Here is a 23,201-nt window from a genome sequence, read left to right as displayed (position 1 = left end):
TCCCGTGTCCCGCGCACTTCTGGTCATAGCCCACGGCAGCCGCGACCCGCGGCACGCCGCGACCGTGCACGCCCTCACCCGGCGGGTCCGGGCGCTGCGGCCGGGGCTGCGGGTCGAGACGGCCTTCCTCGACTTCAACACCCCGACGGTGGGGCAGGCCCTGTCCTCGCTCCACCTGTCGGGCGTACGGGAGGTCGTCGCCCTCCCGCTCCTGCTGACCCGGGCCTTCCACGCGAAGTCCGACGTCCCGGCGGTGCTGGCCGAATCGGCCGCCCGCCTCCCGGGCCTGTCCGTCGCACTGGCGGACGTACTCGGCCCGTCCCCGCTCCTGGTCTCGGCCCTGGAGCGCCGCCTCGCCGAGGCGGGCATCACAGCGGCGGACCGCGCCACCACCGGTGTGGTGCTCGCGTCCGCCGGATCCACAGACCCGGAGGCGATCGCAGTGATCGCTGAAATCGCGCGGGAGTGGCGGCACACCGGTTGGTGCGCCGTGCGGCCTGCGTTCGCCTCCGCTGCCCTTCCCCGTACTGAGGACGCCGTACGGGCCCTGCGCGCCGAGGGCGCCCGCCGCGTGGCGGTGGCCCCGTACGTCATCGCGCCCGGCCGCCTTCCCGACCGCATCGCGGCTGGCGCGGCCGAGGCGGGCGCCGATGTGGTGGCCGGTGTCCTGGGGCCCTCCCCGGAACTGGCCCGGCTGCTGCTGCGCCGCTACGACGCGGCGCTCGCGGCGCCGGCCCGCCTCCCCGCCCTGGTGGCCTGATCCCGATTCCGCATGTGCCGACCCCCCTCCGCGAATCGAGCACGCGCGCCATAATGGCCCGCACGTACGGGAGTCGGAGCCGGGGGCGGGCATGCAGAACGCTGATCTCTCCGTGGTGGCGGACGAGCTGACGAAGCTCGCCGATGCCCTCCACGTCATGCAGGGCCGCCTGGAGAAGCAGACCGAGCGGACGGACGCCGTCGTCGCCGGGATCGGTGCGGGCTGGGGCGGGCCCACCGCCACCGCCTATGCCCGGCTGCACCAGGGCGTGGCCGAGGACGCCGTCCGGATCCGCCAGGTACTGGTGCTGCTCGAACAGGCCACCCGGCTCGGCCGCGACGGGTTCACGGAGCAGGAGCTCGACGTGCTCGCGAGGGACCTGGCCTGACCCGGCGGGACGCCCCCTCCTACGCCCTGGCCTCGGCCTCGTCGGCCAGGGCCGTCAGGTCGGCGATGGACATCGCACCCGGCGGCAGGGACTCGCGGGCGAAGATGTTCGCCGCGTGGCGCAGGACGTCGTTCACCGGGGTCGCCACCCCGTGCAGGCGGCCCAGCAGGCAGATCTCCCCGTTCAGGTAGTCCGCCTCGATCGAGCCCGTGCCCCGGTACAGGGACTGCCACGAGGAGCCGCCCCGGATGCCCGGCGGCGGCTCGACCTTGCCGCCGCGGGCCGCCGCCTGCTCGGCCTCGGAGACGTAGTCGATCCCGGCGGCGTCGAAGGCGGCCTTGCCCTCCCGGATCGCCCGCAGCAGCAGCGCCGCCTTCGCCGGGTCGGGCTCCGGGCCCGTGGTCGCCTGGATCGCGTTGCTCAGGTTGCCGAGCAGCTTCGCGTACTTCCACCGCATCACGTCCTCGACCACCGGCGCCTCGAACCCGGCCTTCTCCAGGTCGGCCGAGATGGCCCGGGCCCGCGCGTCGGCGCCGCCGGCGGCCAGTCCGATGTGCAGGATGCCCGTCAGCGGGGCGCACTTCGCGGAGACCACCCCCGGCTCCAGGAAGTCCGCCGGCAGCCATACGCAGAGCCCGTACACGCGCGCGAAGCGCCGTAGGGCGAGCCGTTCGCTCTCCACGCCGTTCTGCGCGCACAGCACCGGCAGCCGCTGCGCGGCCGTGCCGCCGCCCGCGACCTCGGCGTCGCCCCACGCGTCGAGCGCGGCGACGGCGTCCTGGGTCTTCACGGCGAGCAACAGCACGTCGTCGGGCCGCAGTTCGCCCAGCTCGGCCGGATCGGCCACCACGGGCAGCCGGTGTACGGAGGTCCCGTGCACGGTCGTGAGGCGCAGCCCGTCGGCGCGCAGGGCCTGCGCGTGTGCGCCGCGCGCGACGAGGACGACCTCGGCGCCCGTCTCCGTGAGCCGTCCGCCGATGCTCGCGCCGATCGCACCGGCGCCGATGATGATGTAACGCATACCCGGAGCCTGGCACATCCGCGGCCGCGGGTTACCTTCGGGCCATGGCTGATCTCAACGAGATGTACCTCCTCGGCGGCGACCTCCCCGTACGGCGGCTCGGGCTCGGCACGGGCGGCCTGGTGGGCGCCGGCTACTGGGGCCCGCGCGGCAGCCGCGCCGAGGCCGGGGCCGTGTTGCGCACGGCGGTCGAGCGGGGCGTGACCCTGATCGACACCGCCGACAACTACGGCCCCGACCTGGCCGAGGAACTCATCGCCGAGTTCCTGTACCCGTACGGGGACCAGCTCGTGGTCGCCACCAAGGGCGGGGTGGTGCGCACCGGCCCCGACCAGTGGCACGTGGCGGGCCGGCCGGAGCAGTTGCGCGCCATGTGCGAGGCGAGCCTGCGCCGGCTGCGGGTGGACCGGATCGGCCTGTACCAGCTGCACCGCTTCGACGGGTCCGTCCCGATGGCCGAACAGCTGGGGGCGCTGGCCGAGTTGCGGGCGGAGGGCAAGATCCGGCACATCGGCCTCGACACGGTCACCGCGGGCGTGCTGCGGGCGGCGCTGGAGCTCGTACCCGTGGCCGCGGTGCAGAATCCGTACAACCTGCTGGACCGCTCGTCGGACGAGGTGCTCGCGCTGTGCGAGGCCCGGGGGATCGCCTTCCTCCCGTACTACCCGCTGGGCAGCGGCGCCCTGACCCGGGATCGCGCGGCGGCCGTGACGGCCGTGGCGGCGGAACACGGGGTCGGTCCCGGCCAGATCGCCCTGGCCTGGCTGCTCCACCGCTCCCCGGCCCTGTGCCCGACCCCGGGCACCGGCTCCCCCGCCCATCTGGCGGAGAACCTGGACGCGGCCACGGTCCGCCTCACGCCGCGCGAGCTGGCCCTGCTGGACGCGCTGGGCACTACCTAGGAGGCGGGCACACCTGCCAGGCGAGGTGGTAGAGGGTGCTGACACTGGCGTCGGTGGAGTCCATGGCCATGAAGCTGGTGGCCGCCGGGCCGGAGGTGCCCGCATTCACGCGCAGTTCGGTATTGATGTTGAAGTTGCGCTTTTCTCCGCAGGGCGCCCAGACGAGATCGGCGTACTCCGTCTTGTCGCTCGTTTGCCAGCTGTCATTGAGCGGACCGTTGAAGTGGTGGGTCCGCTGGGAGGTCTGGGGCATTCCCTGGAAATAGTAGTTCGCCCGTTCCTGACCCCATGCCCCCCGCTGGAGGAATGCGAATCCGCGGTAGTCCGCCTGGAGGATGGCGTAGGTGAAGCCCGAGGGTACGTGAACGCGGAGATTGAGCTGGCAGTTCTTGCGGAACGCGGTGGGCGGGGCGCCGGGGCCGACCTGCGCGAGGTATTCACTGTAGGTGACCGTGAAGGCGGTGTTGTCCGGGGCGACGGCCACCTGGGCGGTGCCTTCGCGGCAGCCGGATCCGTTCACCGTGGCGAGCTCGATCACGATCTTGTCCGGCGGCACGGTGATCAGCGGGCCGGGGCCGCCGGCGGCTCCGGCCGGCGTCGCCGTGCCGATCAGGGCGGCGGCGGCCGCGGCGGTGAGCAGGGTACGGGGCAGGGAAGGGGACATCGTTGTCACTCCTGGCCATGAGTCGGGTTCCTGCGCTCGCTCGGTGTCAGACGGCGGTGCATTGCCTCCAGGCGAAGTGGTAGACCGTACTGACGCTGCCGTCCGTCGAGTCCATGCTCATGAGGCTCAGAGCCTGCGGGTTCGACGTGCCCGCGTAGACGCGCAGTTCGGTGTTGACGTTGAGGTTGCGCTGCTCACCGCACGGCGCCCAGGCCAGGTCCTCGTACTCCGTCCGGTCGGTCGCCTGCCAGTTGTCCGTGTACGGGCCGTTGAACTGGTGGGTCGTGCGGGCCGTCTGGGCGGAGCCCTGGAAGTAGTAGTTCGCGCGTTCCTGTCCGAAGGCCCCGCGCTGGAGGTGCGCGAAGCCGCGGTAGTCGGCGCGGGCGATGGCGTAGGTGTACCCCTGGGGGACGTTGATCCGGAGGGCGAGCTGGCAGTTCTTGCGGAACTCGGCCCCGCCCGCGCCGGCTCCTGCCTGCGCCAGGTAGTTGCTGTAGGTGACCGTGAAGGCGGTGTTGTCGGAGGCCGCGACCACGTCCGCGGTCCCCTGCGGACACCCCGAGCCGTTGATTGCGACCACGTCGACCGTAATTCTCCCGGGCGGCAGGTACGCGGCATCGGCCTGGGCGGGTGCGGCCAACGCCGCTAATGCCGCCACCACCGCGCCGACGGTCAGTCTGCGGAGCGCCATAGTGTTTTCTCCATTCGTGCGGACGGGCACCGAATTCGGCATGCACATGCCACCACGAACGGAGCGGGACCGGTAAGGACGTGATACGGCCAACGGCCCCCCGCCGCATTTCCTGGCCTGTTCCCGCAAGGCCCGCGACCGGGCGGCCGCCCCCTCAACAGCCCGCCTGCGGTCCGGACGCCCGCCACCGGCCGGCCTCGGGGCGGGAAGATGACCGGAATGCTGGCCTCAGGGGCGCGGGCCGGGCGGGGAACCTCGCGCGGCACCGCGCGCGGCGCTCAGGCCCCCGTCAGCTCGACGAGCTTGACGACCGTGTTCCAGTTGCGGGTCGTCACGTCGAGGCCCTTCACCAAGGCCGGTTTGGCCAGCGCCTCGCCCAGTTTGGAGCGGCCGAGGCCGTCGGGGGCGTAGAGGTAGAGGACGCGGTCGCCGAGGCGGAACTCCTCCGGGAGGAAGTCCGCCGCGGCGAGCGCGGCGAAGCGGTCCGCGCCGGGCGGTTCGGAGAAGAACGTGGCGTGCAGTTGTCTGCCCTCCAGTTCGGCGGCGGGGAAGGGGCAGGCGTCGGCGACGGCGCGCAGGTGGTCCCCGTCCACCACCAGGCACGGCACCGGGAAGCCGAAGTGCGCCTCGATGGCCGCTTCCAGCTCCCGGGCCAGCGCCGTCGGGTCGGCGTTCGTACTGCTGAAGACGGCGTTGCCGCTCTGCAGGTACGTCTGCACGTCGCCGTGGCCGAGCGCCTCCAGTACGGAGCGCAGTTCCGCCATGGGGACCTTCTTGTGCCCGCCGACGTTGATGCCGCGCAGCAGTGCCGCGTATTTCTTCTTGTTCGTCATGGCCGCACACTAGGGCGCGGCCATGACAGTTCGGCCTCGATGAGGTCTGCGGCCCGGCGCGTGCCGCCCTCGGCGGCCATCTGTGCGCGGATGGCTTCGGAGCGGGCGGCGATCTCGGGTTCGGCGACCAGTTCCAGGACCGCCGCCCGCAGGGTCGCGGCGTCGGCCTCCTCCATGGGGACCTGCCGGGCCACGCCCAGCGAGACCAGCATCTCGGCGTTGCCGAACTGGTCGACGGCCTGCGGGACGGCGACCATCGGGGTCCCGGTGGCCAGCCCCTCCTGGCTGCCGCCGGCGCCCGCGTGCGTGATGAAGGCGTCCGCCTGGCCGAGGATGTCCAACTGGGGAACCCAGCGGTGGACCTCGACGTTGGCGGGGATCGCGCCCAGATCGGCCTCGTCCGTGAACTTGCCGATCTGCAGGACGACGTACCAGTCGGGGAGGTCCGCGAAGGCGTCCATGCAGGCCCGGTAGAAGGCGGGCTGCTTGGTGAAGGCGGAGCCGAGCGAGACGAGCAGCAGCTTCCTGCCCTCGGCGGCCGGCGGGCGCTGCCAGGTGCCCTGCGTCGCGCTGCGGTCGCCCTGGCAGGACCCGACGAAGGTGTACACGGACCGGTCGACCCGGTCGGCGTTCGGCTGGAGCACCTCGGGGATCAGGACGATGCTGCGGCGCGGGCGGCCCTGGAAGCGGTCCACCTGGTCGTCGAGGCCGTTCGCGGTGAGCCAGGCGGCGAAGTCGGCGTAGTACGCCTGCCCGCGCTCGGAAGCCTTCAGCTCGGCGAACATCGGTCCGGCCACCTCCTCCTCGTACCCCTCCCAGGCCACCAGGTTCGGGGACAGGGAGACGGCGGGGACCCCCCAGCGGTGGGCGAGCACGGGAGCCGGGTAGGCGGTGATGTCGTGGATGACGAGGTCGGGTTCGTCGCCCTGGAAGGCGGCCGCGAGCTGCGGGAGCGCCTGGCGGGCGTCCTTCAGGAAGGGTTCGAGGTGGTCGATGAGCTCGCTGCCCCAGGCCTCGGGGTCGTCGTCCGTGGGGAGGATGGAGTTCCAGATCACCGGCTCGGCCCCGGTCTCCGCGATCTTCTCGGCGAAGGCGGCGGGGATGGCGTAGCTGACCCGGTGGCCGCGGGCGACGAGTTCCCGGATCACTTCGATGCTCGGGTTCACGTGCCCGTGGGCGGCGATGGAGAACATGGCGATGTGCGCGGGCTTGGCAGAGGCTGTGGTCATGCCGCGACTGTAACGAGACGATACGTCTCGTGCAACATTATTTCCTGGCCCCCTACCGCTGATACCGGGCCAGCACCCGGTTGCCGTCCTTGACCAGGCGTTTCTCCAGTTCTCCGAGGTTGATGGCGCCGCTGTAGAACTCCTGGAGCGCCGGGGTCGCCACCTTGTCCTTCCATTCCGGGTAGCCGCGGACCGACTGCGCGGGCGCCGGGTGCAGCCGGTCGGCCAGGGCCGCGCCGGTCGCCCAGCCCAGCTCCGGGGTGCGCAGGGCGGGGTCGGCCAGCGCCTGCGTACCGGTGGGCAGCATCCAGTCGCCGCGCGCGAGGCGGACCATGTTCGCGGGGCGCAGCAGGAAGTCGATGAAGGCGGCGGCCTCCTTCTTGTACGGGCTGTCCTGCGCGATCGAGAGGGTCTGCGGGCTCACTCCCTGGGCCGTCCCGTCCACACCTGCCGGGGGCGGCAGCACCTGCCACGCGAAACCGGGCGGGGCCTGCCGGACGATCTGCTGGCGGTAGGAGAAGCCGAGCGGCACCATCGCGTACTTGCCGCCGAAGAAGCCGGGCAGCGTGTCGGAGCCGCCCATCCCGAGGGTGGCGCGCGAGGCGCTGTGGTCGGTGTCGACCTGCGCCCGGATCGTCTCCGGGACCACGGCGTCGCCCTCGGCCCAGCGGATGTCGACCTTCCCGTCGGGCCCGCGTACGAAGAGCCGGCCGCCCGCGGACAGGCTCAGGTTGAGGGTGGCGGAGACGGGGTCCTTGAGCGGCCAGGCCACCCCGTACCGCCCCTCTGCGGTGAGCCGTTTCGCGGCCGTGCGGAACTCCGCCCAGCTCCAGGGGGCTTCGGGGGTCGGGATGCGGATGCCGGAGTCGCGCAGCAGCGCGGTGTTGGCCATCAGGACCCGGGGCTCCTGGAGGAAGGGCACCCCGTAGACCCCGCCCGCCACGGTGGTGGACTCCCAGCTGCGGGCCGGGATGTCGGACTTGAGGCGTTCGGAGAGCAGCGGCCGCAGGTCGGCGAGGTAGCCGCCGTACGCGAAGTCGGCCAGGTCGTCGGAGGCGTCGTGGATGACGTCGGGGGCCTCGCCTCCCTCGAAGGAGGTCAGCAGTTGGTCGTGGACGCTGCTCCAGCTGCCCTGGACGTACTGGACCTGGATGTCGGGGTGGGCGGCGTTCCATTCGGCGACCAGGGCCTTGTTGGCTTCGACGGACTCCTTCTGCCAGGCCAGCGACTGGAACCGGATCCTGATCTTCCCGTCGGCCCCGGTACGGGCGGACCCACCGCCGGAGCAGCCGGCCACGAGCAGGAGCAGCCCGGCGACGGATGCGGCGAGGGCCTTGCGGAAGCGGGCCATCAGTTCTTCACCGCCCCGGCCAGCATGCCGCCGGCGATCCGCTTCTGGATGATCGAGAAGATCACCAGCGACGGCAGGGTCGCGAGGAACGCGGCCGCGGCGAGCGGGCCGAGGTCGGCGGCCCCCTCCGCGCCCAGGAAGTGGGTCAGGACCACCGGCAGGGTCTGCCGGTCGGGGGTCTTGAGGAGGACGAGGGCGAAGAAGAACTCGTTCCACGCGGTGATGAACGAGAAGAGCGCGGTGGCCACGATCCCGGGCGCCAGCAGGGGCGCCACGACCGAGACCAGCGTGCGCAGCCGCCCGGCCCCGTCCATCGCGGCCGCCTCCTCCAGTTCCGGCGGCACGGCCCGGACGTACCCGGTCAGCATCCACAGCGCGAACGGCAGCGACCAGACGACGTAGACGAGGATCAGCCCCGGCACCGAGTTGATCAGGTGCAGGTTCTTGAGCACCAGGAACAGCGGAATGATCACCAGCACGAAGGGGAAGGCCTGGCTGACCACGACCCAGCCGGTGGCGGCGGTGGCCAGCCGGCCCCGGTGGCGGGCCAGCACGAAGGCCGTCGGGGTGGCCAGCAGCACGGCGACCAAGGACGCGCACACGGCGGCGAGCAGGCTGTTCAGCGCGGCCTGCAGCAGCGGCTGTTCTGCGAAGGCCTGGCGGAAATTGCCGAGGCTCGGATCCTTCGGGACCCAGGTGGGGTGCAGGCTGCCCAGCTCGCGCGGTGGCTTGAAGGCCGTCGAGAGCAGCCAGAGGAAGGGGAAGGCGAGGAAGACGAGGTAGGCGGCGAGCGCCAGGTACTGGGCGGCGCGCGCGGAGCGCCCGCGGCGGGTGCTCGCCGCCCTGTTCACTCCTCTGTTCACTCCTCTGTTCACCGCTCTGCTCACTGCTCGTCCCCTCCCTTCAGCCGGCCCGCGAGGTACACGGCGAGCAGGACCGAGATCACCGCGACCATGACGCAGCCCATGGCGGCGGCGTATCCGAACTGGCCGTAGCGGAAGGCCTCCTCGTACGCGAAGAGCATGGGCAGCCGGGTGCGGCCGCCGGGCCCGCCGCCCGTCAGCACGTAGACCAGGGCGAAGGAGTTGAAGTTCCAGATGAAGTTGAGGGCGGTGACGGAGAGCGCCACCGGCCTGATCGCGGGCCAGGTCACGGTCAGGAAGCGGCGCCAGGCCCCGGCGCCGTCGAGGGCGGCGGCCTCGTGGAGTTCGTGCGGGGTGTTCTGCAGGCCCGCGAGCAGGGCGACCGTGGTCTGCGGCATGCCGGCCCAGACGCCGACGACGATGACGGCGGGCAGGGCGGTGGCCAGACCGCTCAGCCAGTCGGTGTCCCCGCCGAGGCCGAGGCCGGACAGCGTCCCGTTGAGGACCCCCGCGTCGGGGTGGTAGACGAGCCGCCACATGATGCCGACGACCACCTCGGGCATCGCCCAGGGGATGATCGCCAGCGCCCGGGCCAGGCCGCGCAGGCGCAGGTTCTGGTTGAGCAGCAGCGCGAGGCCCAGCGCGAGGAGGAACTGCGGCACGGTGACGCCGATGGCCCACACCAGGCCGATCCGGAAGGACTCCCAGAAGAGCCGGTCGTGCAGCAGGTCCTGGAAGTTGAGGCCCCCGACCCACTGGGTGGGCGAGGTGCGGCCGGACTGGGAGTCGGTGAAGGCCAGGGCGATGCCGTAGAGGAGCGGGCCGACGCTGAGGATCAGGATCGGGATGAGCGCGGGCAGGACGAGGAACCAGACCCCGTGATCGGCGCGAGCGGCGTCACCGCGCGGCCGGCGGCCCCGGCCGCTTCCGGTCTTGCGGTCGGCCCGGCGGCGCGCCGGGTCCGTGACGGCTGAGGCCACATTTAACCGCCTTCCGGGTGGATCATCCGGATCCGCCCCGATCATCGTGCGCAGGGCCTGACGGCGCGTCAAGACAGCGCACACCAGGATGCGAGACTTGGCGGATTCACGACGATCGGGCGAAGGGCGGGGCGGGCGGCATGGACGAGGCGCAGGCCAGGGACGTACTGACGGCGGCGGGCCTGACCGGCGGCTCCGCGGCACCCGAGCTGATCGCCTTCGGCGAGAACGCCGTCTTCGGCGTCGGCGACCTGGTGGCGAAGGTCGGCCGGGAAGCGTCCCTGCTGCCCCGCGCCGAGCGGGAGCTCGCCGTGGCGGGCTGGCTCGCCGGGTCCGGGGTACGGGCGGTCCGCGCGGCCGAACCCGAGCCGCGCCTGGTGGACGGGCACCCGGTGACCCTGTGGCACCGGCTCCCGGAAGCGGTCCGCCCGGCCGGCCCGGAGGACCTCGCGGTACTGCTGCGGCAGCTCCACGCCCTGCCCGCACCGCCCTTCGCCCTGCCCCCGCGCGACCTGCTGGGCGGGGTCGAGCGCTGGCTCCGGCTGGCCGGCGGGGCGATCGACCCTTCGGACGCCGCGTACCTGCGGGCCCGGCGCGACGGCTACGCCGCCGAGGTCGCCGCCCTCACCCCGCACCTGCCGCCGGGGCCGGTCCACGGCGACGCGCTCCCCCGCAACGTCCACGTGGGTCCGGACGGCCCGGTCCTGGTCGACCTGGAGACGGTCTCCGGCGACCTGCGGGAGCACGACCTGGTGGTGATGGCACTCGCCCGCGACCGGTACGGCCTCCCGGCCGACCAGTACGCGGCCTTCACGAAGGCGTACGGCTGGGACGTGCGCGACTGGGAGGGATGCGCGGTCCTGCGCGGCGCCCGCGAGACGGCGAGCTGCGCCTGGGTCTCCCAGCACGCCCCCGCCAACCCGAAGGCCCTGGCCGAATTCCGCCGCCGGGTGGCGTCCCTGCGCGAGGGGGACCGGGAAATGCGCTGGCACCCCTTCTGAATCCGGGGGCGGAGCTTCCGAATCCGGCGGCGGCGGAGCGGCGGAGCGTCAGGCCGGTATGAGCCCGCGCAGCGGCCACGCCGTGTCGATCACCGCGTCCGGGGTGCCCTGTCCCCGCAGGTACGCCTGGAAGTCCCGGGCCCAGCGGGCGTGCCAGGTGCCCTGCCGGCGGTGCAGGTCCGCCGGGGTGAGCGCGGCCACCTCCGGGTGGCGGGCGGCTATCGCCCGGGCGACCCCGACCGCGGCCAGGGCGTCCGCCCCCGCGTCGTGCGCGGAGTCGAGGACGACCCCGTACACCCCGCACACCGCCTCCAGGGTCCGCTTGCCGCGCCGGTAGCGGTCCACGGCCCGGTCTATGGTCAGCGGGTCCACCACCGGCCCGGTCTCCGCGCCGTCCAGCCGCTCGGCCAGCGAGGGCAGCCCGTGCCGGGCGAGCTCCGCCGCCAGCAAGGTCAGGTCGAAGGCCGCGTTGTACGCGACGACGACCGCGCCGCCGCGCCAGTGCTCCACGAGCGCCGCCGCGACCTCCTCCGCCACCTCCCGGGCCGGCCGCCCCTCGGCGACCGCCCGCTCGGTGCTGATGCCGTGGATCGCCGACGCCTGCTCCGGGATCGGTATCCCCGGATCCGCGAGCCATCCGCGCCGCTCGCGCACCTCGCCGCCCCGCACCTCGACCAACGCGGCCGTCACGATCCGCGACTCCCCCGGCTCCGTGCCGGTCGTCTCAAGGTCGAACCCGATCAGCACACCGCCGTGCCAGTCCCCCATGTCTCGCCCCTCCCCCGTACATCCACGTCCGCGTCCGCGTCCCCGTGCCTTCGGTCAACGACTTTCAGCCTGCCACGGGGCACTGACAGTCCGGCAGCGGCCCCCTCAGGACACCGGGCGGGAGTCCTCCCACACCGACTCGAATTCCTCCCGGTAGGTCGTGAAGAGCCCGTGGTCGGCGTCCTTCGGCACCCCGCGCCCGCCGCCGCGCAGGACCAGGACGGGGGATTCCATGCCGCGCGCCCGGCGCAGGTAGGACTGGACCACCGCGATGCCGGAGGACTCCCCCTCCACCAGGTAGGCCGTGAAGCGGGGGGTCTCGTCGAAGACGTGGATGTCGAAGCGCGACGGGTCCCGCAGCCCGGCCCGCACCCGGCGCACGTGCAGGATGTTCATCTCCACCGAGCGGCTCAGCTCGCCCTTGCGCAGGCCGAGCTCCCGCTCGCGCCGCTTGACCGCGCTGCTCGCCGGGTTCAGGAACAGCAGCCGCACCCGGCAGCCGGCCTCCGTGAGCCGGACGAGTCTTCGGCCGGAGAAGTTCTGCACCAGCAGGTTCAGCCCTATGCCGATCGCGTCGAGCCGGCGCGCGCCCCCGAACAGGTCCTCCGCCGGCAGCTGCCGCTGGAGCCGTACCCGGTCCGGGTGGACGGAGATGACGTCCGCGTACCGGTCGCCCACCAGGTCCTCGACGGCGTCGATCGGCAGCCGGTCCGCCGCCGGGGAGCCCCCGCCGCCGCCCAGTACGTCCAGCAGCCGCGCCGAGGCGCGCTCCGCCTGTTCCAGCACGGGGCGCGACAGGGCGCGGTTGCGGGAGACGACGTTGCGCGTGACCTCCAGCTCGTCGAGGGCCAGCTCGATCTCGCGCCGGTCGTCGAAGTACGGCTCGAAGCACGGCCAGTGCTGGACCATGAGCTCGCGCAGCTGCGGCAGCGTCAGGAAGCTCAGCACGTTGTCGTCGGCCGGGTCCAGCAGGTAGCCCTTGCGCCGGCTGACCTCGCGCACGGCGACGGCCCGCTGCACCCACTCCTGTCCGGCGGGTCCGGCGGCCGCGACCACCCAGTCGTCCTCGCCGTGCACCGGCTGGTAGATGGGCCGCAGCACCGCGCCGACCACCGACCGCAGCCGCTGCTCGATGAGATTCAGCCAGATGTACGCACGACCCGCGCGCTGGGCCCGCGTACGGACCTCGCTCCACGCGTCGGCGCCCCAGTCCAGCTCCGCCCCGGCCCGTACGCTCCCGGCCGCCGGCGGGGCCAGCGACACCGCCCCGGCCGGCACCCCGCCGGGGGCCCCGCCCACGGCGTCCGCCGGGCCGCCCTCGTGACTGCTGTCACCAGGGGGCAGCTCCAGACCTCCCGAGGTCACCCGTGCACCGCCTTCTGCGTCTGGACGCCCGTCTCCAGTGATCACGGAAGGGTACTCCGCGCGCGCCGCCCGATGCAGCCCGATGGCCCGTACACCGGCTGTCCGTTGACCCATTATCCGATGCGCGCATTGTCCACTGACCCGCCTATCAGCTCTCCGGGTCACCCGGTAGGACCATCTCAAGTCCCCGCGCCGGGCCCCTCTTTCGGGGAAGATCTGCCAGTGACGTGGTCCACCCGGATCAGCCCGAATCATCGGCCCGAAAGCCGAGCACGCCCGATGCACCGAAGGGAAGAGTCGTTATCTATGCAGGTCTGGCCGGGACAGGCGTACCCCCTCGGCGCCACTTACGACGGCGCCGGCACCAATTTCGCGGTCTATTCGGAGGCCGCCCGACGCATTGAGCTGTGCCTGCTGCACGACGACGGCTCGGAGACGGCGGTAGAACTGCGCGAGACCGACGCCTTCGTCCGGCACGCCTACCTGCCGGGGGTGATGCCGGGCCAGCGCTACGGATTCCGGGTGCACGGCCCGTACGAACCCGAGCGCGGGCAGCGCTGCAACGCGGCGAAGCTGCTCCTGGACCCCTACGCGCGGGCCATCGCCGGCAGGGTCGACTGGGGCGAGCAGGTGTACGGATACCACTTCGGCCGGCCGGACTCGCGCAACGACCTGGACTCGGCCCCGCACAGCATGAGCTCCGTCGTGGTCAACCCGTACTTCGACTGGGCCAACGACCGGCCGCCGCGCCACGAGTACCACCACACCGTGCTCTACGAGGCCCATGTGAAGGGCCTGACGATGCGCCATCCGGACCTGCCCGAGGAGTTGCGCGGCACCTACGGGGCGCTCGCGCACCCGGCGGTCATCGGGCACCTGGTCAAGCTCGGGGTGACGGCGCTGGAGCTGATGCCCGTCCACCAGTTCGTCAACGACCACCGGCTCGTGGACGACGGGTTGAGCAACTACTGGGGCTACAACACGATCGGCTTCTTCGCCCCGCACAACCGCTACGCCTCCGGGGACCGCGGCCAGCAGGTGCTGGAGTTCAAGTCGGCGGTCCGGGCCCTGCACGAGGCGGGGATCGAGGTGATCCTGGACGTGGTCTACAACCACACGGCCGAGGGCAACCACCTGGGCCCGACGCTGTCCTTCCGGGGGCTCGACAACGCCTCGTACTACCGCCTGGCGGAGGACCCTCGGCACTACACGGACACCACGGGCACGGGCAACTCGCTCCTCATGCGCTCGCCGCACGTGCTCCAGCTGATCATGGACTCGCTGCGCTACTGGGTCACCGAGATGCACGTGGACGGCTTCCGCTTCGACCTCGCGGCCACCCTGGCCCGCCAGTTCCACGAGGTGGACCGGCTGTCCTCGTTCTTCGACCTGGTCCAGCAGGATCCGGTGGTGAGCCAGGTGAAGCTGATCGCCGAGCCCTGGGACCTGGGCGAGGGCGGCTACCAGGTGGGCAATTTCCCGCCGCTGTGGACCGAATGGAACGGCAAGTACCGGGACACCGTGCGGGACCTGTGGCGCGGGCAGCCGCGGACCCTCGCCGAGTTCGCCGGGCGGCTGACCGGGTCCTCCGACCTCTACCAGGACGACGGCCGGCGGCCGCTGGCCTCCATCAACTTCACCACCTGCCACGACGGTTTCACCCTGCACGACCTGGTCTCGTACAACGAGAAGCACAACGAGGCGAACCGGGAGGGCAATCGGGACGGCGAGACCCACAACCGGTCCTGGAACTGCGGGGTGGAGGGGCCGACGGAGGACGCCGACGTCCTGGAGCTGCGGGAGCGCCAGATGCGCAACTTCACGGCCACGCTGATGCTTTCGCAGGGCGTGCCGATGATCAGCCACGGCGACGAGTTCGGCCGCAGCCAGGGCGGCAACAACAACGCCTACTGCCAGGACAACGAGCTGTCCTGGGTGACCTGGCCGGAGCCCGGCAAGCCGTCGCCCGCCCTGCTGGAGTTCACCCGGCGGATGGTGTGGCTGCGGCGCGAGCACCCGGTGTTCCGGCGGCGCCGGTTCTTCCACGGGCGGCCGGTGGAGGGGACGCACGACGAGCTCTCGGACATCGCCTGGTTCACCCCGCACGGCGAGGAGATGCGGGCCCGCGACTGGCAGGCGCAGCACGCGCGGGCGCTCACGGTGTTCCTCAACGGGGAGGCGATCTCGGAGCCGGGCTCGCGCGGGGAGCGGATCACCGACGACTCCTTCCTGCTGATGTTCAACGCGGGCGCCGAACCGCAGGACTTCACCGTCCCGGCGGGGCACGGGGCGCAGTGGCGGGTGGTCGTCGACACGGCCCGGGCGCAGGTGATGCCACCCGGCACCGGGCCGCAGTACGCGGCCGGCGACCGGGTGGCGCTGACGGGGCGGAGCCTGGTGGTGCTTCAGCGCCCGGCGTAGGCGGTGTCCCCCACGGCCGGCGAGGCGCTCGGCCGGTCGGGGGCGTGGGCCTTGGGCGCGTGCGTGCGGGCGGCCGGTACCCGCGTGAAGAGGGCCAGGCCCAGACACAGCGCGGCCGCCCCCACGGCCACGGCGAAGGCGGCGGACGGCCCGTAGGACTCGGCGAGCCGTCCTGAGAGCGGCAGCGCGAGGGCCTGCCCGGCGACCAGCGAGCTGGCGGCGAAGGCCATCGACTCGGCGAGCCGGGCGGGCTCCACGGCCCGCTCGGTGAGTGCGAACGCGGTGATCAAGTGCGGTGCGTAGGCGGCGCCGAGGACGGTGACGACGGCGTACAGCGGCCACAGGCTCTCGGTGAAGAGCAGCGGTACCGAGAGCACCAGCGCGGCGCCGGTGGCCGCCCGCCAGCGCAGCCGCAGCCCGAAGCGGGCGGGCAGCGCGCCGAGGGCGAGCCCGACGACGGCGCTGACGACGCCCATGGCGGCGTACACCACGGCGGCCTGCTCGCGCACGCCCAACTCCATGGTGAGGGCGGCTATTCCGGCCTGGCAGGCGCCGAACATGGCGCCCTGGAGGGCGAGGGAGCCGCGTACGGAGTACACGACGCCCGGCGGCCGTACGCGCACCGGGGCGTCGACGGCCTGCTGCGCGGGGGCCCCGGCCGAGACGGCGGCGGTCGGGTGCAGCGCGAAGGCGGTGCCGAAGACGGCGACGAGGACGGCGGCGCCGCCGAGGGCGACGGCGGGGTGCGCGACGATCGAGGCGATCCCGACGAAGGCCGGGCCGAGGACGAAGGAGACCTCGTCGAGGGTGCCTTCGAGCGAGTGGACGGCGCCCACCACGCTCTCCTCGGACCTGGCGCGGTGCGCCAGCGCCACGGACCGGGTCCGGGCGAGCGGCCCGATGAGCGGTACGGAGGCTCCGGTGACGGCGCCGATGGCGGCGAGCGGCACGGTGTCGAGGTGGGCGAGCGCCCCGGCCACCAGAGCAGCGGTCGCAACGGAGTTGAGCGCGGCGGCGGTGAGCACGACGCGCCGCTGGCCGTGCCGGTCGGCGAGCCGGCCGAGGACGGGCCCGCAGAGGACCTGGCCACAGGAAAGGGTGCCGCCGACAACGGCGGCGGTGGCGATCGAGCCGCTGGTCTCGGCGACCAGCAGCACGCTTCCGAACTGGGACATCGCGACGGGCAGTCGGGCGAAGAAGGAGACGAAGGGGAGTAGGGGCCCGGTCAGGGCGATGACTTTTCGATAGGTGTTGACGGTTCCAACCACTTGAGCGACGTTAACCCGGTGCAGTCACCCGGATGCATTGGGTAATGGCACGGAATCCGGCAGGGTGGGTACGTACGTTCTCATGAGCCAGTCGTACGCAGGTCATGAATTGGAATCTGACGTTCCGGCCGCTGTCGTCCCGGCGTCGACCTACCGCCTCCAGCTGCGCCCGGAGTTCCCCTTCGCGGCGGCCGGGGAAGCCGTCCCGTACCTCGCCGCGCTCGGCGTCTCGCACCTGCACCTCTCTCCCGTACTGGAGGCGGTGCCCGGCTCGGCGCACGGCTACGACGTCACCGACCACTCGCGGGTGCGGGCGGAGCTGGGCGGCGAGGCGGGCCTGCGGGCGCTCGCGGGAACCGCCCGCGCGCACGGGCTCGGGCTGGTCCTCGACATCGTGCCGAACCACATGGCGGTGCCCTCGCCGCTGCGGCTGAACAGGCCCCTGTGGGAGGTCCTGCGGGACGGGCCGGGCTCGCCCTTCGCCCGCTGGTTCGACATCGACTGGGAGGCGGGCGGCGGGCAGGTGTTGCTGCCGGTGCTGGCGGGCCCCCTCGCGCAGGAGGAGCTGAAGGCCGACGGCGGCGTACTGCGGTACGGGGAGCTGGAGTTCCCGCTGCGGGAGGGCACCGCGGGCCTGGAGCTTCCCGAGCTGCTGGCCGCCCAGTGGTACCGCCCGGCGTGGTGGCGCGAGGCCCGAACCTCGCTCAACTACCGCCGCTTCTTCACGATTTCGGAGCTGATCGGGGTCCGCGTCGAGGACCCGGAGGTGTTCGCGGCCACCCACGCCAAGGTGCTGGAGCTGGTCCGCGACGGGGTGGTGGAGGGACTGCGGATCGACCACGTGGACGGGCTCGCGGACCCGGAGGGGTACCTGCGGCGGCTGCGGGCGGCGGCGGGCGGGCGCTGCTGGGTGGTGGTGGAGAAGATCCTGGCCCGCGAGGAGCGGCTGCCGCCCGCCTGGCCGGTGGCGGGGACCACCGGGTACGACGCACTGCACCGCGTGGACGGGGTGTTCACCGACCCGGCGGGCACCGGCCGCCTCGCCGACCGGTACCGGGAGCTCACCGGCCTGCCGGGCTGGGCGCAGACGGCCGAGGCGTGCGCCCGCACGGTGCTGACCGGCGACCTCGCGGCCGAGCTGGCGGCGCTCCAGCGCCGGGCCGGGCCGGAACTGTCCGAGGCCGTACGGGAGTTGCTCATCGCCTACCCCGTCTACCGCCCCTACCCCGGGGAGGCCGGGCTGCCGGCCGCCGCGCTGGCGCGTGCGGCCGCGCGGGCCGGCGCCGACCCGGTGGCCGGCGTAGGGGAACTCCTGCTGGGGGACCCGGAGTTCGCGGCGCGCTTCGCCCAGACCTCGGCGGCCCTGCGCGCCAAGTCCCTGGAGGACCGGGCGTTCTACCGGTACGCCCCGCTGCTGTCGGCCACCGAGGTGGGCGGGGAGCCCGGGGATCCGGCGGTGCCGGTGGCGGAGTTCCACGCCTACTGCGCCGCTCTTGCCCGGGACTGGCCCGGGACCGGGACCGTACTGTCCACGCACGACACGAAGCGCAGCGCGGACGTGCGGGCCCGGATCTCGGTGCTCTCGCAGGACCCGGAGCTGATGGGCGCGCCGGCCGGGGCGGATCCCCAACTCGCCTGGGTGGCCCGGCAGACCGCGCTCGGGCTCGGCGAGGTCCCGGAGCGCGCCGAGCGGCTGGAGCAGGCCCTGCTCAAGGGCGTCCGGGAGGCGGCCCTGCACACGAGCTGGACCGAGCAGGACGCGGCGTACGAGGCCGCGGTCGGGCAGTACGCGCGCGCCGCCCCGGCGGACGCGAACCCGCCGGCCGCCTTCGCCGAGGCCGCGCGCGCGAACCAGCTCGGCATGGCGCTGCTGCACCTGGCCATGCCCGGGGTCCCCGAGGTGTACCAGGGCGCGGAGACGGAGTACCGGGCACTGGTGGACCCGGACAACCGCCGCCCGGCCCGCTTCCCCCGCGAGGAACTGGCCCGGCTGGACGCGGGGGCCGCGCCCCGGGGCCCCGCGCAGGAGAAGCTGGCGCTCACCGCCGCGCTGCTGCGGCTGCGCCGCAGCCGCCCCGGGCTCTTCGCCGGGTACGTCCCGCTCACGGCCCGGGGCCCGGCCGCGGAGCACTGCGTGGCCTTCGCCCGCTCGGCCGGGCTGGTGGCGGTGGCGACGCGGCTCTCGCACCGGCTCGCGGGCGCGGGCGGCTGGCGGGACACCGCCCTCGCGCTGCCGCCCGGGCGGTGGACCGCGCTGCTGCCCGGGGCCGCGCGGAAGGCCCCGTACAGCGGCGAGGTGGCGCTGGCCGAACTGCTGCGGGAGCGGCCCGTCGCGGTACTAGTGCACCGGGAGTAGCTCGGCGAAGGCCGCGGCCGCGCCGGTCAGGGGGGCCCGGGAGAACACGGCCAGGGGGCGGTGCCACGGCGGATCGAGGGAGAGCAGCACGCAGTCCTCGCCGATGGCGCCGCGGACCATGTGGGCCGGGGCCACGACGATCCCGACCCCGGCGGCGGCCATCCGTACCGCCGTCGAGGTGTGCTCCGTACGCAGCACGGTGCGCGGGGTGAAGCCGGCCGTGCCGCATGCCCAGTCGAGGAACGCCTGGCCCTGGATGGAGGGTTCCATCGCGCAGCGGATCCAGTCGCGGTCGGCGAGTTCGGCGAGCCGGACGGCGCCCCGCCCGGCCAGCGGGTCGTCGAACGGCACCACCAGTACGAGCTCCTCCCGCCCGACCGGGAGCACCGGGCCGCTCCACTCCTTGGGCTCGGGCCCCACCGCGAGGTCGGCGACCCCGCGCTCCAGCTGCTCCTCCAGGGCCTCGGTGGACCCGTACTCGCGCAGCACCAGCGCCACCCCCGGGTGCAGGGCCCGCCAGCGGGCGGCGACGCCCGGGAGCAGGCCGACGGCGACGGCGTGGACGGTGGCGACGTGCAGTTCCCCGCCGACCGCCCCGGCGGCGGCCCGCGCGGCGCGCTCGGCCTGGCGGGCGCTGCGGACCGCGAGCTGGGCGTGCGGCAGGAAGGCGCGGCCCATGGGGGTGAGCCGCACCCCGCGCGGCAGCCGCTCCAGCAGCTCGCCGCCGACGGACCGCTCCAGCGCCTTGACCTGGTGGGAGAGGGCTGGCTGGGTGACGTAGAGGGCTTCGGCGGCCCGGGTGAAGGAGGACTCCTCCACCACGGCGAGGAAGTACTCCATCTGACGCAGGCTCATGGTCGGGAAGCATAAAGAACGTGCATGGCAGCGAGACGATCATTGCCTTGGATCCGCGGCGGGGCCCGCGTCCATGCTTGATCCATGACCAACTCAGCGGCGATATCAGTGTCGGTGTCGGAATCGGTGGACGTGATCGTGATCGGCGGCGGTACGGGCGGCTACAGCGCCGCCCTGCGCGCCGCGGCCCTCGGCCTGACGGTCGTCCTGGCCGAACGCGACAAGGTGGGCGGCACCTGCCTGCACCGCGGGTGCATTCCCAGCAAGGCCATGCTGCACGCGGCCGAACTGGTGGACGGCATAGCCGAGGCGCGCGAGCGGTGGGGGGTGCGGGCGAGCGTGGAGTCCGTGGACTGGTCGGCGCTGACCGCCACCCGCGACGACATCGTCTCGCGCAACCACCGGGGCGTGGAAGGGCACTTGGAGCACGCCGGGGTGCGCGTGGTGCGCAGCGGCGCGCGGCTGACGGGGCCGCGGTCGGTACGGACCGAGGACGGGCGGGAGTTCACCGCGGCCCGCGGGATCGTCCTTGCGACCGGGTCCCGGCCGCGCCTCCTGCCCGGCCTGGACCCCGACGGGCAGACCGTGGTGACCAGTGACGACGCCCTCTTCGCGGCGGGCCTGCCGGCTTCGGTACTGGTGCTCGGCGGCGGGGCGATCGGCGTGGAGTACGCCTCCTTCCACCGCTCGATGGGCGCGGAGGTCACCCTCGTCGAGGCGGCGGACCGGCTGGTCCCGCTGGAGGACGCGGACGTGTCCCGGCACCTGGCGCGCGGCCTGAAGAAGCGCGGGATCGACGTACGGACCGGGTCCCGGCTGGAGGGCGTGGAGCGGCTCGCGGCCGGAGGGGTACGGGCCACCGTGCGCACCGCGCGCGGCGAGCTGCGGGAGCTGACGGCGGAGCGGCTGCTCGTGGCCGTCGGCCGGGTGCCCGTCACCGACGGGCTGGACCTGGCGGCGGCCGGGCTGGCCACCGACGAGCGGGGGTTCGTGGCGCCGGCGGACTGGGCGCGGCTGGAGACCGCGGTCCCGGGGATCCACGTGGTCGGCGACCTGCTGCCGCCGCCGTCGCTCGGGCTGGCGCACGCCTCCTTCGCGGAGGGGCTGCTGGTGGCGGAGACCCTGGCCGGGGTGGCGAGCCCGCCGGTGGACTACGCGGCGGTGCCGAGGGTCACGTACTCGGCGCCGCAGACCGCCGCGGTCGGGCTGACCGAGGCGCAGGCGCGGGCGGGGGCGTACGACGTGGTGGTGCACTCCATGCCGTTGACGGCCGTCGCCAAGGGGATGGTGCACGGGCAGGGCGGCACGGTGAAGGTGGTCGCCGAGCGGGGCGGGCGGGTGCTGGGCGTGCACCTGGTCGGGCCGCACGTGTCGGAGATGATCGCGGAGAGCCAGCTGATCGTGGGCTGGGAGGCGGAGCCGGGGGATGTGGCCCGGCACATCCATGCGCATCCGACGCTGTCGGAGGCGGTGGGCGAAGCCTTCCTCACCCTCGCGGACCGCGGGCTGCATTTCTGACGCGCCCGTCGGCCTCCCGGGCTCTGCCCGGACCCGGTCCTCAAACGCCGGACGGGCTGCGGGCAATCCAGCCCGCCAGCAGGCGGCATCAGCCAAAATCCAGCCGCGCCGGCGTTTGAGGCGCGGGGGCGCGGGGGCCGGGCCCCGGAGGGAAGTGCGGGGCGTGGGGAGCAGTAGGCGGTGGGCCCGGCGGGCATGGCATGTTCTGTGACCCTCATCCGTGACATGTGCTACCCCACCCCCCACGAACTCGCCCTGGCGGCCCGCGCACTCGCGGACGAACACCCCGCCCTCGTCCGCCTCCGCCAGGCCGGCGCCTCCCGCGCCGGGGAGCCGCTCTGGCTCCTGTCCGTCGGGGGCCACGACCGCCCCCACGGCGTCCTCGTCGTCGCCGGCGCCCACGCCAACGAGCCCGTCGGCGGCGCCACCGCCCTCGCCCTGGCCCGCCGCGTCCTCCACGACCCCGCACCCCGCGCCGGCTGCGGCTGGCACTTCCTGCTCTGCGCCGACCCGGACGGCGCGGCCCTGCACCGCACGCCCCGCCCGTACTCCCTCCTCGACTACCACCGCAACTTCTTCCGGCCGCCCGGCCCCGAACAGCCCGAGTGGGCCCCGTCTTTACTGCCCCCGGACCGGCTGCCGCCGGAGACCCGCGCCCTCACCGCCGTCATCGACGAGCTGCGCCCCGTCCTCCAGGTCTCCCTCCACGGCACCGACCTCGGCGGTTCCTGGGTGCAGCTCACCCGGGACATACCCGGTCTCGCCGAGCCCTTCGCCAAGTCCGCCGCCGAGCTGCGCATCCCGGTGGAGACCGGCGCCTCCGACGCGGCCGGCTGGCCCTCCCCCGGACCCGGGATCTTCGTCATGCCCCAGCCCGGCACCCCGGCCGCCGGCGCCTTCCACCCGGAGGACACCCGGCTCAGCACCTGGTACCACGCCCACCGGTACGCCGGCACGACCGCGATCGTCGAGGTCCCGATGTGGGCCTCCGACCTGGTGGACGACCCGGCCCCGCACCCCGACCCGCGCGGCGCCCTGCGGATGCTGGCCGGGCGGCTCACCGAGGAGGCGGCCCGGGTCGCCGTACTGCGGGACGGGATCCGGGCCGCGGACCCGGTGACGGCCCCGCTGCTGCGCGCGGTGGACTGGACGCTGGCGCTGATCCCCCGGATCGCCGTCGAATGGACGGGCTCCGGGGCCCCCGCCGAGGCGACCTCGGCGTCCATCGGGAGCATCGACGCCTTCGGGCGGCGGCTGTCGCTGCGCGCCGCGGCGATGCTGCTGCGGGTGCTGCGGGCCCAGGGGCATCCGGCGGCCTCCGGGGTGGACCGGCTCGTCACGGGGTGGTGCGGGGAGTTCGCGGCACGGTTCCAGGCCCGGTGGGTGCCGGTGGCCACGCAGGTGGAGCACCAGTCCCGGATCGTGCTGGCGGCGTACGAGAGACTCGCGGCGGTCAGCCGGTGACCGGCAGGGCGTACCGGCGCTTGGGCCTGCCGGTCGCGCCGAGCCGGTCGTAGAAGCGGATCGCGCCTTCGTTCCAGTGGGGGGTCTGCCATTCGACGTGTCCGAGGCCCTGCTCGCGGGCGAGGCCGGCCACGCCCTCCATCAGGGCGGCGCCGAGACCGTGGCCGCGGGCTTCCTCGGCGAGGTAGAGGCAGTCCATGTGCAGGTAGTGGCGGGCGTCCCAGAAGGAGAACTCGGCCGAGCAGGCGGCGTACCCGGCGACCTTGCCGTCCGGGGTCTCGGCGAGCAGCGCCCACACCCGGGCGCCGTCGGCGAACAGCTGCGGTCCGAGCCGGTCGGCGAGACCGGCCGGGCGGGGCGCGGCCTGCTCGTACGCGATGTGCTCGTGCATGAGCTCGACCAGGCGGGGCAGGTCCTCGGGGCGTGCGGGGCGCACGACGGGCATGTGGTCCATGTACGCCATCCTGCGCGCCGGACCCGCGCACCGCACCGGCGGGGTGGGC

Annotated in this window: 20 protein-coding genes and 1 pseudogene; 8 read left to right on the top strand and 13 right to left on the bottom strand. The window is 73.7% G+C overall.

Annotated elements, in window-relative coordinates; translation table 11 throughout:
- Window positions 1–4: 4 nt before the first annotated feature.
- On the top strand, window positions 5–760 hold the full coding sequence (locus ACZ7GJ_RS00760; protein WP_470748027.1) for a sirohydrochlorin chelatase: 756 nt from the start codon (window positions 5–7) through the stop codon (window positions 758–760).
- Between the two features lie 91 nt (window positions 761–851).
- On the top strand, window positions 852–1,148 hold the full coding sequence (locus tag ACZ7GJ_RS00755; protein ID WP_470748026.1) for a WXG100 family type VII secretion target: 297 nt from the start codon (window positions 852–854) through the stop codon (window positions 1,146–1,148).
- 19 nt (window positions 1,149–1,167) lie between these two features.
- Here the strand turns inward: ACZ7GJ_RS00755 and ACZ7GJ_RS00750 are convergent, their stop codons facing one another.
- The gene (locus ACZ7GJ_RS00750; RefSeq protein ID WP_470748024.1) at window positions 1,168–2,169 is read right to left on the bottom strand and encodes a ketopantoate reductase family protein; all 1,002 of its coding nucleotides are present in this window, start codon (window positions 2,167–2,169) and stop codon (window positions 1,168–1,170) included.
- A gap of 44 nt (window positions 2,170–2,213) precedes the next feature.
- Between ACZ7GJ_RS00750 and ACZ7GJ_RS00745 the strand changes: the two genes are divergently transcribed.
- The gene (locus tag ACZ7GJ_RS00745) at window positions 2,214–3,071 is read left to right on the top strand and encodes an aldo/keto reductase (protein WP_470748022.1); all 858 of its coding nucleotides are present in this window, start codon (window positions 2,214–2,216) and stop codon (window positions 3,069–3,071) included.
- On the opposite strand, the gene ACZ7GJ_RS00740 is transcribed toward ACZ7GJ_RS00745, so the two are convergent.
- From ACZ7GJ_RS00740 to ACZ7GJ_RS00710, 7 genes and pseudogenes are all read right to left on the bottom strand, one after another.
- A complete protein-coding gene (locus tag ACZ7GJ_RS00740; RefSeq protein WP_470748718.1) occupies window positions 3,064–3,723 on the bottom strand; it encodes a DUF4360 domain-containing protein in 660 nt (219 codons plus the stop codon). The two genes, ACZ7GJ_RS00745 and ACZ7GJ_RS00740, sit on opposite strands and share 8 nt — an antisense overlap.
- A 58-nt stretch (window positions 3,724–3,781) precedes the next feature.
- A complete protein-coding gene (locus ACZ7GJ_RS00735; RefSeq protein ID WP_470748020.1) occupies window positions 3,782–4,426 on the bottom strand; it encodes a DUF4360 domain-containing protein in 645 nt (214 codons plus the stop codon).
- Between the two features lie 278 nt (window positions 4,427–4,704).
- Window positions 4,705–5,259 carry a DUF1697 domain-containing protein gene (locus ACZ7GJ_RS00730; protein WP_470748018.1) on the bottom strand — a complete coding sequence of 185 codons (555 nt, stop codon included), beginning with the start codon at window positions 5,257–5,259 and terminating at the stop codon, window positions 4,705–4,707.
- Window positions 5,256–6,526: pseudogene (gene mgt, locus ACZ7GJ_RS00725) on the bottom strand (macrolide-inactivating glycosyltransferase). Before mgt ends, ACZ7GJ_RS00730 begins: the two are co-directional and overlap by 4 nt.
- A 14-nt stretch (window positions 6,527–6,540) precedes the next feature.
- On the bottom strand, window positions 6,541–7,839 hold the full coding sequence (locus ACZ7GJ_RS00720; protein WP_470748016.1) for an ABC transporter substrate-binding protein: 1,299 nt from the start codon (window positions 7,837–7,839) through the stop codon (window positions 6,541–6,543).
- Entirely contained in the window at window positions 7,839–8,702 is an 864-nt protein-coding gene (locus tag ACZ7GJ_RS00715) for a carbohydrate ABC transporter permease (RefSeq protein ID WP_470748014.1), read from the bottom strand. The genes ACZ7GJ_RS00720 and ACZ7GJ_RS00715 overlap by 1 nt, the downstream gene beginning before the upstream one ends.
- A gap of 20 nt (window positions 8,703–8,722) precedes the next feature.
- The gene (locus ACZ7GJ_RS00710) at window positions 8,723–9,727 is read right to left on the bottom strand and encodes a carbohydrate ABC transporter permease (RefSeq protein WP_470748716.1); all 1,005 of its coding nucleotides are present in this window, start codon (window positions 9,725–9,727) and stop codon (window positions 8,723–8,725) included.
- A gap of 95 nt (window positions 9,728–9,822) precedes the next feature.
- Here ACZ7GJ_RS00710 and ACZ7GJ_RS00705 point away from each other — a divergent pair, with 95 nt between their 5' ends.
- On the top strand, window positions 9,823–10,683 hold the full coding sequence (locus tag ACZ7GJ_RS00705; protein WP_470748012.1) for a phosphotransferase enzyme family protein: 861 nt from the start codon (window positions 9,823–9,825) through the stop codon (window positions 10,681–10,683).
- A gap of 48 nt (window positions 10,684–10,731) precedes the next feature.
- Here the strand turns inward: ACZ7GJ_RS00705 and ACZ7GJ_RS00700 are convergent, their stop codons facing one another.
- The gene (locus tag ACZ7GJ_RS00700; protein ID WP_470748010.1) at window positions 10,732–11,451 is read right to left on the bottom strand and encodes an exonuclease domain-containing protein; all 720 of its coding nucleotides are present in this window, start codon (window positions 11,449–11,451) and stop codon (window positions 10,732–10,734) included.
- Between the two features lie 105 nt (window positions 11,452–11,556).
- Complete coding sequence (locus ACZ7GJ_RS00695; protein WP_470748008.1) at window positions 11,557–12,816, bottom strand: SAV2148 family HEPN domain-containing protein; 1,260 nt, start codon at window positions 12,814–12,816, stop codon at window positions 11,557–11,559.
- Between the two features lie 306 nt (window positions 12,817–13,122).
- Between ACZ7GJ_RS00695 and glgX the strand changes: the two genes are divergently transcribed.
- Complete coding sequence (gene glgX / locus ACZ7GJ_RS00690) at window positions 13,123–15,237, top strand: glycogen debranching protein GlgX (protein WP_470748006.1); 2,115 nt, start codon at window positions 13,123–13,125, stop codon at window positions 15,235–15,237.
- Here the strand turns inward: glgX and ACZ7GJ_RS00685 are convergent.
- Window positions 15,222–16,505, bottom strand: coding sequence for an MFS transporter (locus ACZ7GJ_RS00685; RefSeq protein WP_470748004.1), 1,284 nt, complete (start codon window positions 16,503–16,505; stop codon window positions 15,222–15,224). The genes glgX and ACZ7GJ_RS00685 overlap by 16 nt on opposite strands.
- 109 nt (window positions 16,506–16,614) lie before the next feature.
- Between ACZ7GJ_RS00685 and treY the strand changes: the two genes are divergently transcribed.
- Window positions 16,615–18,861: a malto-oligosyltrehalose synthase gene (gene treY / locus ACZ7GJ_RS00680; RefSeq protein WP_470748002.1), complete on the top strand. Its 2,247-nt coding sequence runs from the start codon at window positions 16,615–16,617 to the stop codon at window positions 18,859–18,861.
- Here treY and ACZ7GJ_RS00675 read toward each other — a convergent pair.
- Window positions 18,844–19,716, bottom strand: coding sequence for a LysR family transcriptional regulator (locus ACZ7GJ_RS00675; protein ID WP_470748000.1), 873 nt, complete (start codon window positions 19,714–19,716; stop codon window positions 18,844–18,846). The genes treY and ACZ7GJ_RS00675 overlap by 18 nt on opposite strands.
- An 84-nt stretch (window positions 19,717–19,800) precedes the next feature.
- Here ACZ7GJ_RS00675 and lpdA point away from each other — a divergent pair, with 84 nt between their 5' ends.
- Window positions 19,801–21,234 carry a dihydrolipoyl dehydrogenase gene (lpdA, locus tag ACZ7GJ_RS00670; protein ID WP_470747998.1) on the top strand — a complete coding sequence of 478 codons (1,434 nt, stop codon included), beginning with the start codon at window positions 19,801–19,803 and terminating at the stop codon, window positions 21,232–21,234.
- A gap of 207 nt (window positions 21,235–21,441) precedes the next feature.
- On the top strand, window positions 21,442–22,698 hold the full coding sequence (locus ACZ7GJ_RS00665) for a M14 family zinc carboxypeptidase (protein ID WP_470747996.1): 1,257 nt from the start codon (window positions 21,442–21,444) through the stop codon (window positions 22,696–22,698).
- On the opposite strand, the gene ACZ7GJ_RS00660 is transcribed toward ACZ7GJ_RS00665, so the two are convergent.
- Window positions 22,688–23,152 (bottom strand): GNAT family N-acetyltransferase, encoded by a 465-nt coding sequence (locus ACZ7GJ_RS00660; RefSeq protein ID WP_470747994.1) that lies wholly within the window; start codon window positions 23,150–23,152, stop codon window positions 22,688–22,690. The genes ACZ7GJ_RS00665 and ACZ7GJ_RS00660 overlap by 11 nt on opposite strands.
- Between the last annotated feature and the right edge of the window lie 49 nt (window positions 23,153–23,201).

The organism is Streptomyces sp. NPDC037242 (genome assembly GCF_055604165.1).
This window is presented reverse-complemented; position numbering and strand designations above follow the sequence as displayed.

What these genes read in the sequence shown, in the direction of transcription:
- ACZ7GJ_RS00755 (WP_470748026.1), top strand. Translation starts at nt 852, where the DNA reads ATGCAGAACGCTGATCTCTCCGTGGTGGCGGACGAGCTGACGAAGCTC.
- ACZ7GJ_RS00750 (WP_470748024.1), bottom strand. Translation starts at nt 2,169, where the DNA reads ATGCGTTACATCATCATCGGCGCCGGTGCGATCGGCGCGAGCATCGGC.
- ACZ7GJ_RS00745 (WP_470748022.1), top strand. Translation starts at nt 2,214, where the DNA reads ATGGCTGATCTCAACGAGATGTACCTCCTCGGCGGCGACCTCCCCGTA.
- ACZ7GJ_RS00735 (WP_470748020.1), bottom strand. Translation starts at nt 4,426, where the DNA reads ATGGCGCTCCGCAGACTGACCGTCGGCGCGGTGGTGGCGGCATTAGCG.
- ACZ7GJ_RS00730 (WP_470748018.1), bottom strand. Translation starts at nt 5,259, where the DNA reads ATGACGAACAAGAAGAAATACGCGGCACTGCTGCGCGGCATCAACGTC.
- ACZ7GJ_RS00720 (WP_470748016.1), bottom strand. Translation starts at nt 7,839, where the DNA reads ATGGCCCGCTTCCGCAAGGCCCTCGCCGCATCCGTCGCCGGGCTGCTC.
- ACZ7GJ_RS00710 (WP_470748716.1), bottom strand. Translation starts at nt 9,727, where the DNA reads ATGATCGGGGCGGATCCGGATGATCCACCCGGAAGGCGGTTAAATGTG.
- ACZ7GJ_RS00705 (WP_470748012.1), top strand. Translation starts at nt 9,823, where the DNA reads ATGGACGAGGCGCAGGCCAGGGACGTACTGACGGCGGCGGGCCTGACC.
- ACZ7GJ_RS00700 (WP_470748010.1), bottom strand. Translation starts at nt 11,451, where the DNA reads ATGGGGGACTGGCACGGCGGTGTGCTGATCGGGTTCGACCTTGAGACG.
- glgX (WP_470748006.1), top strand. Translation starts at nt 13,123, where the DNA reads ATGCAGGTCTGGCCGGGACAGGCGTACCCCCTCGGCGCCACTTACGAC.
- ACZ7GJ_RS00675 (WP_470748000.1), bottom strand. Translation starts at nt 19,716, where the DNA reads ATGAGCCTGCGTCAGATGGAGTACTTCCTCGCCGTGGTGGAGGAGTCC.
- lpdA (WP_470747998.1), top strand. Translation starts at nt 19,801, where the DNA reads ATGACCAACTCAGCGGCGATATCAGTGTCGGTGTCGGAATCGGTGGAC.
- ACZ7GJ_RS00660 (WP_470747994.1), bottom strand. Translation starts at nt 23,152, where the DNA reads ATGGACCACATGCCCGTCGTGCGCCCCGCACGCCCCGAGGACCTGCCC.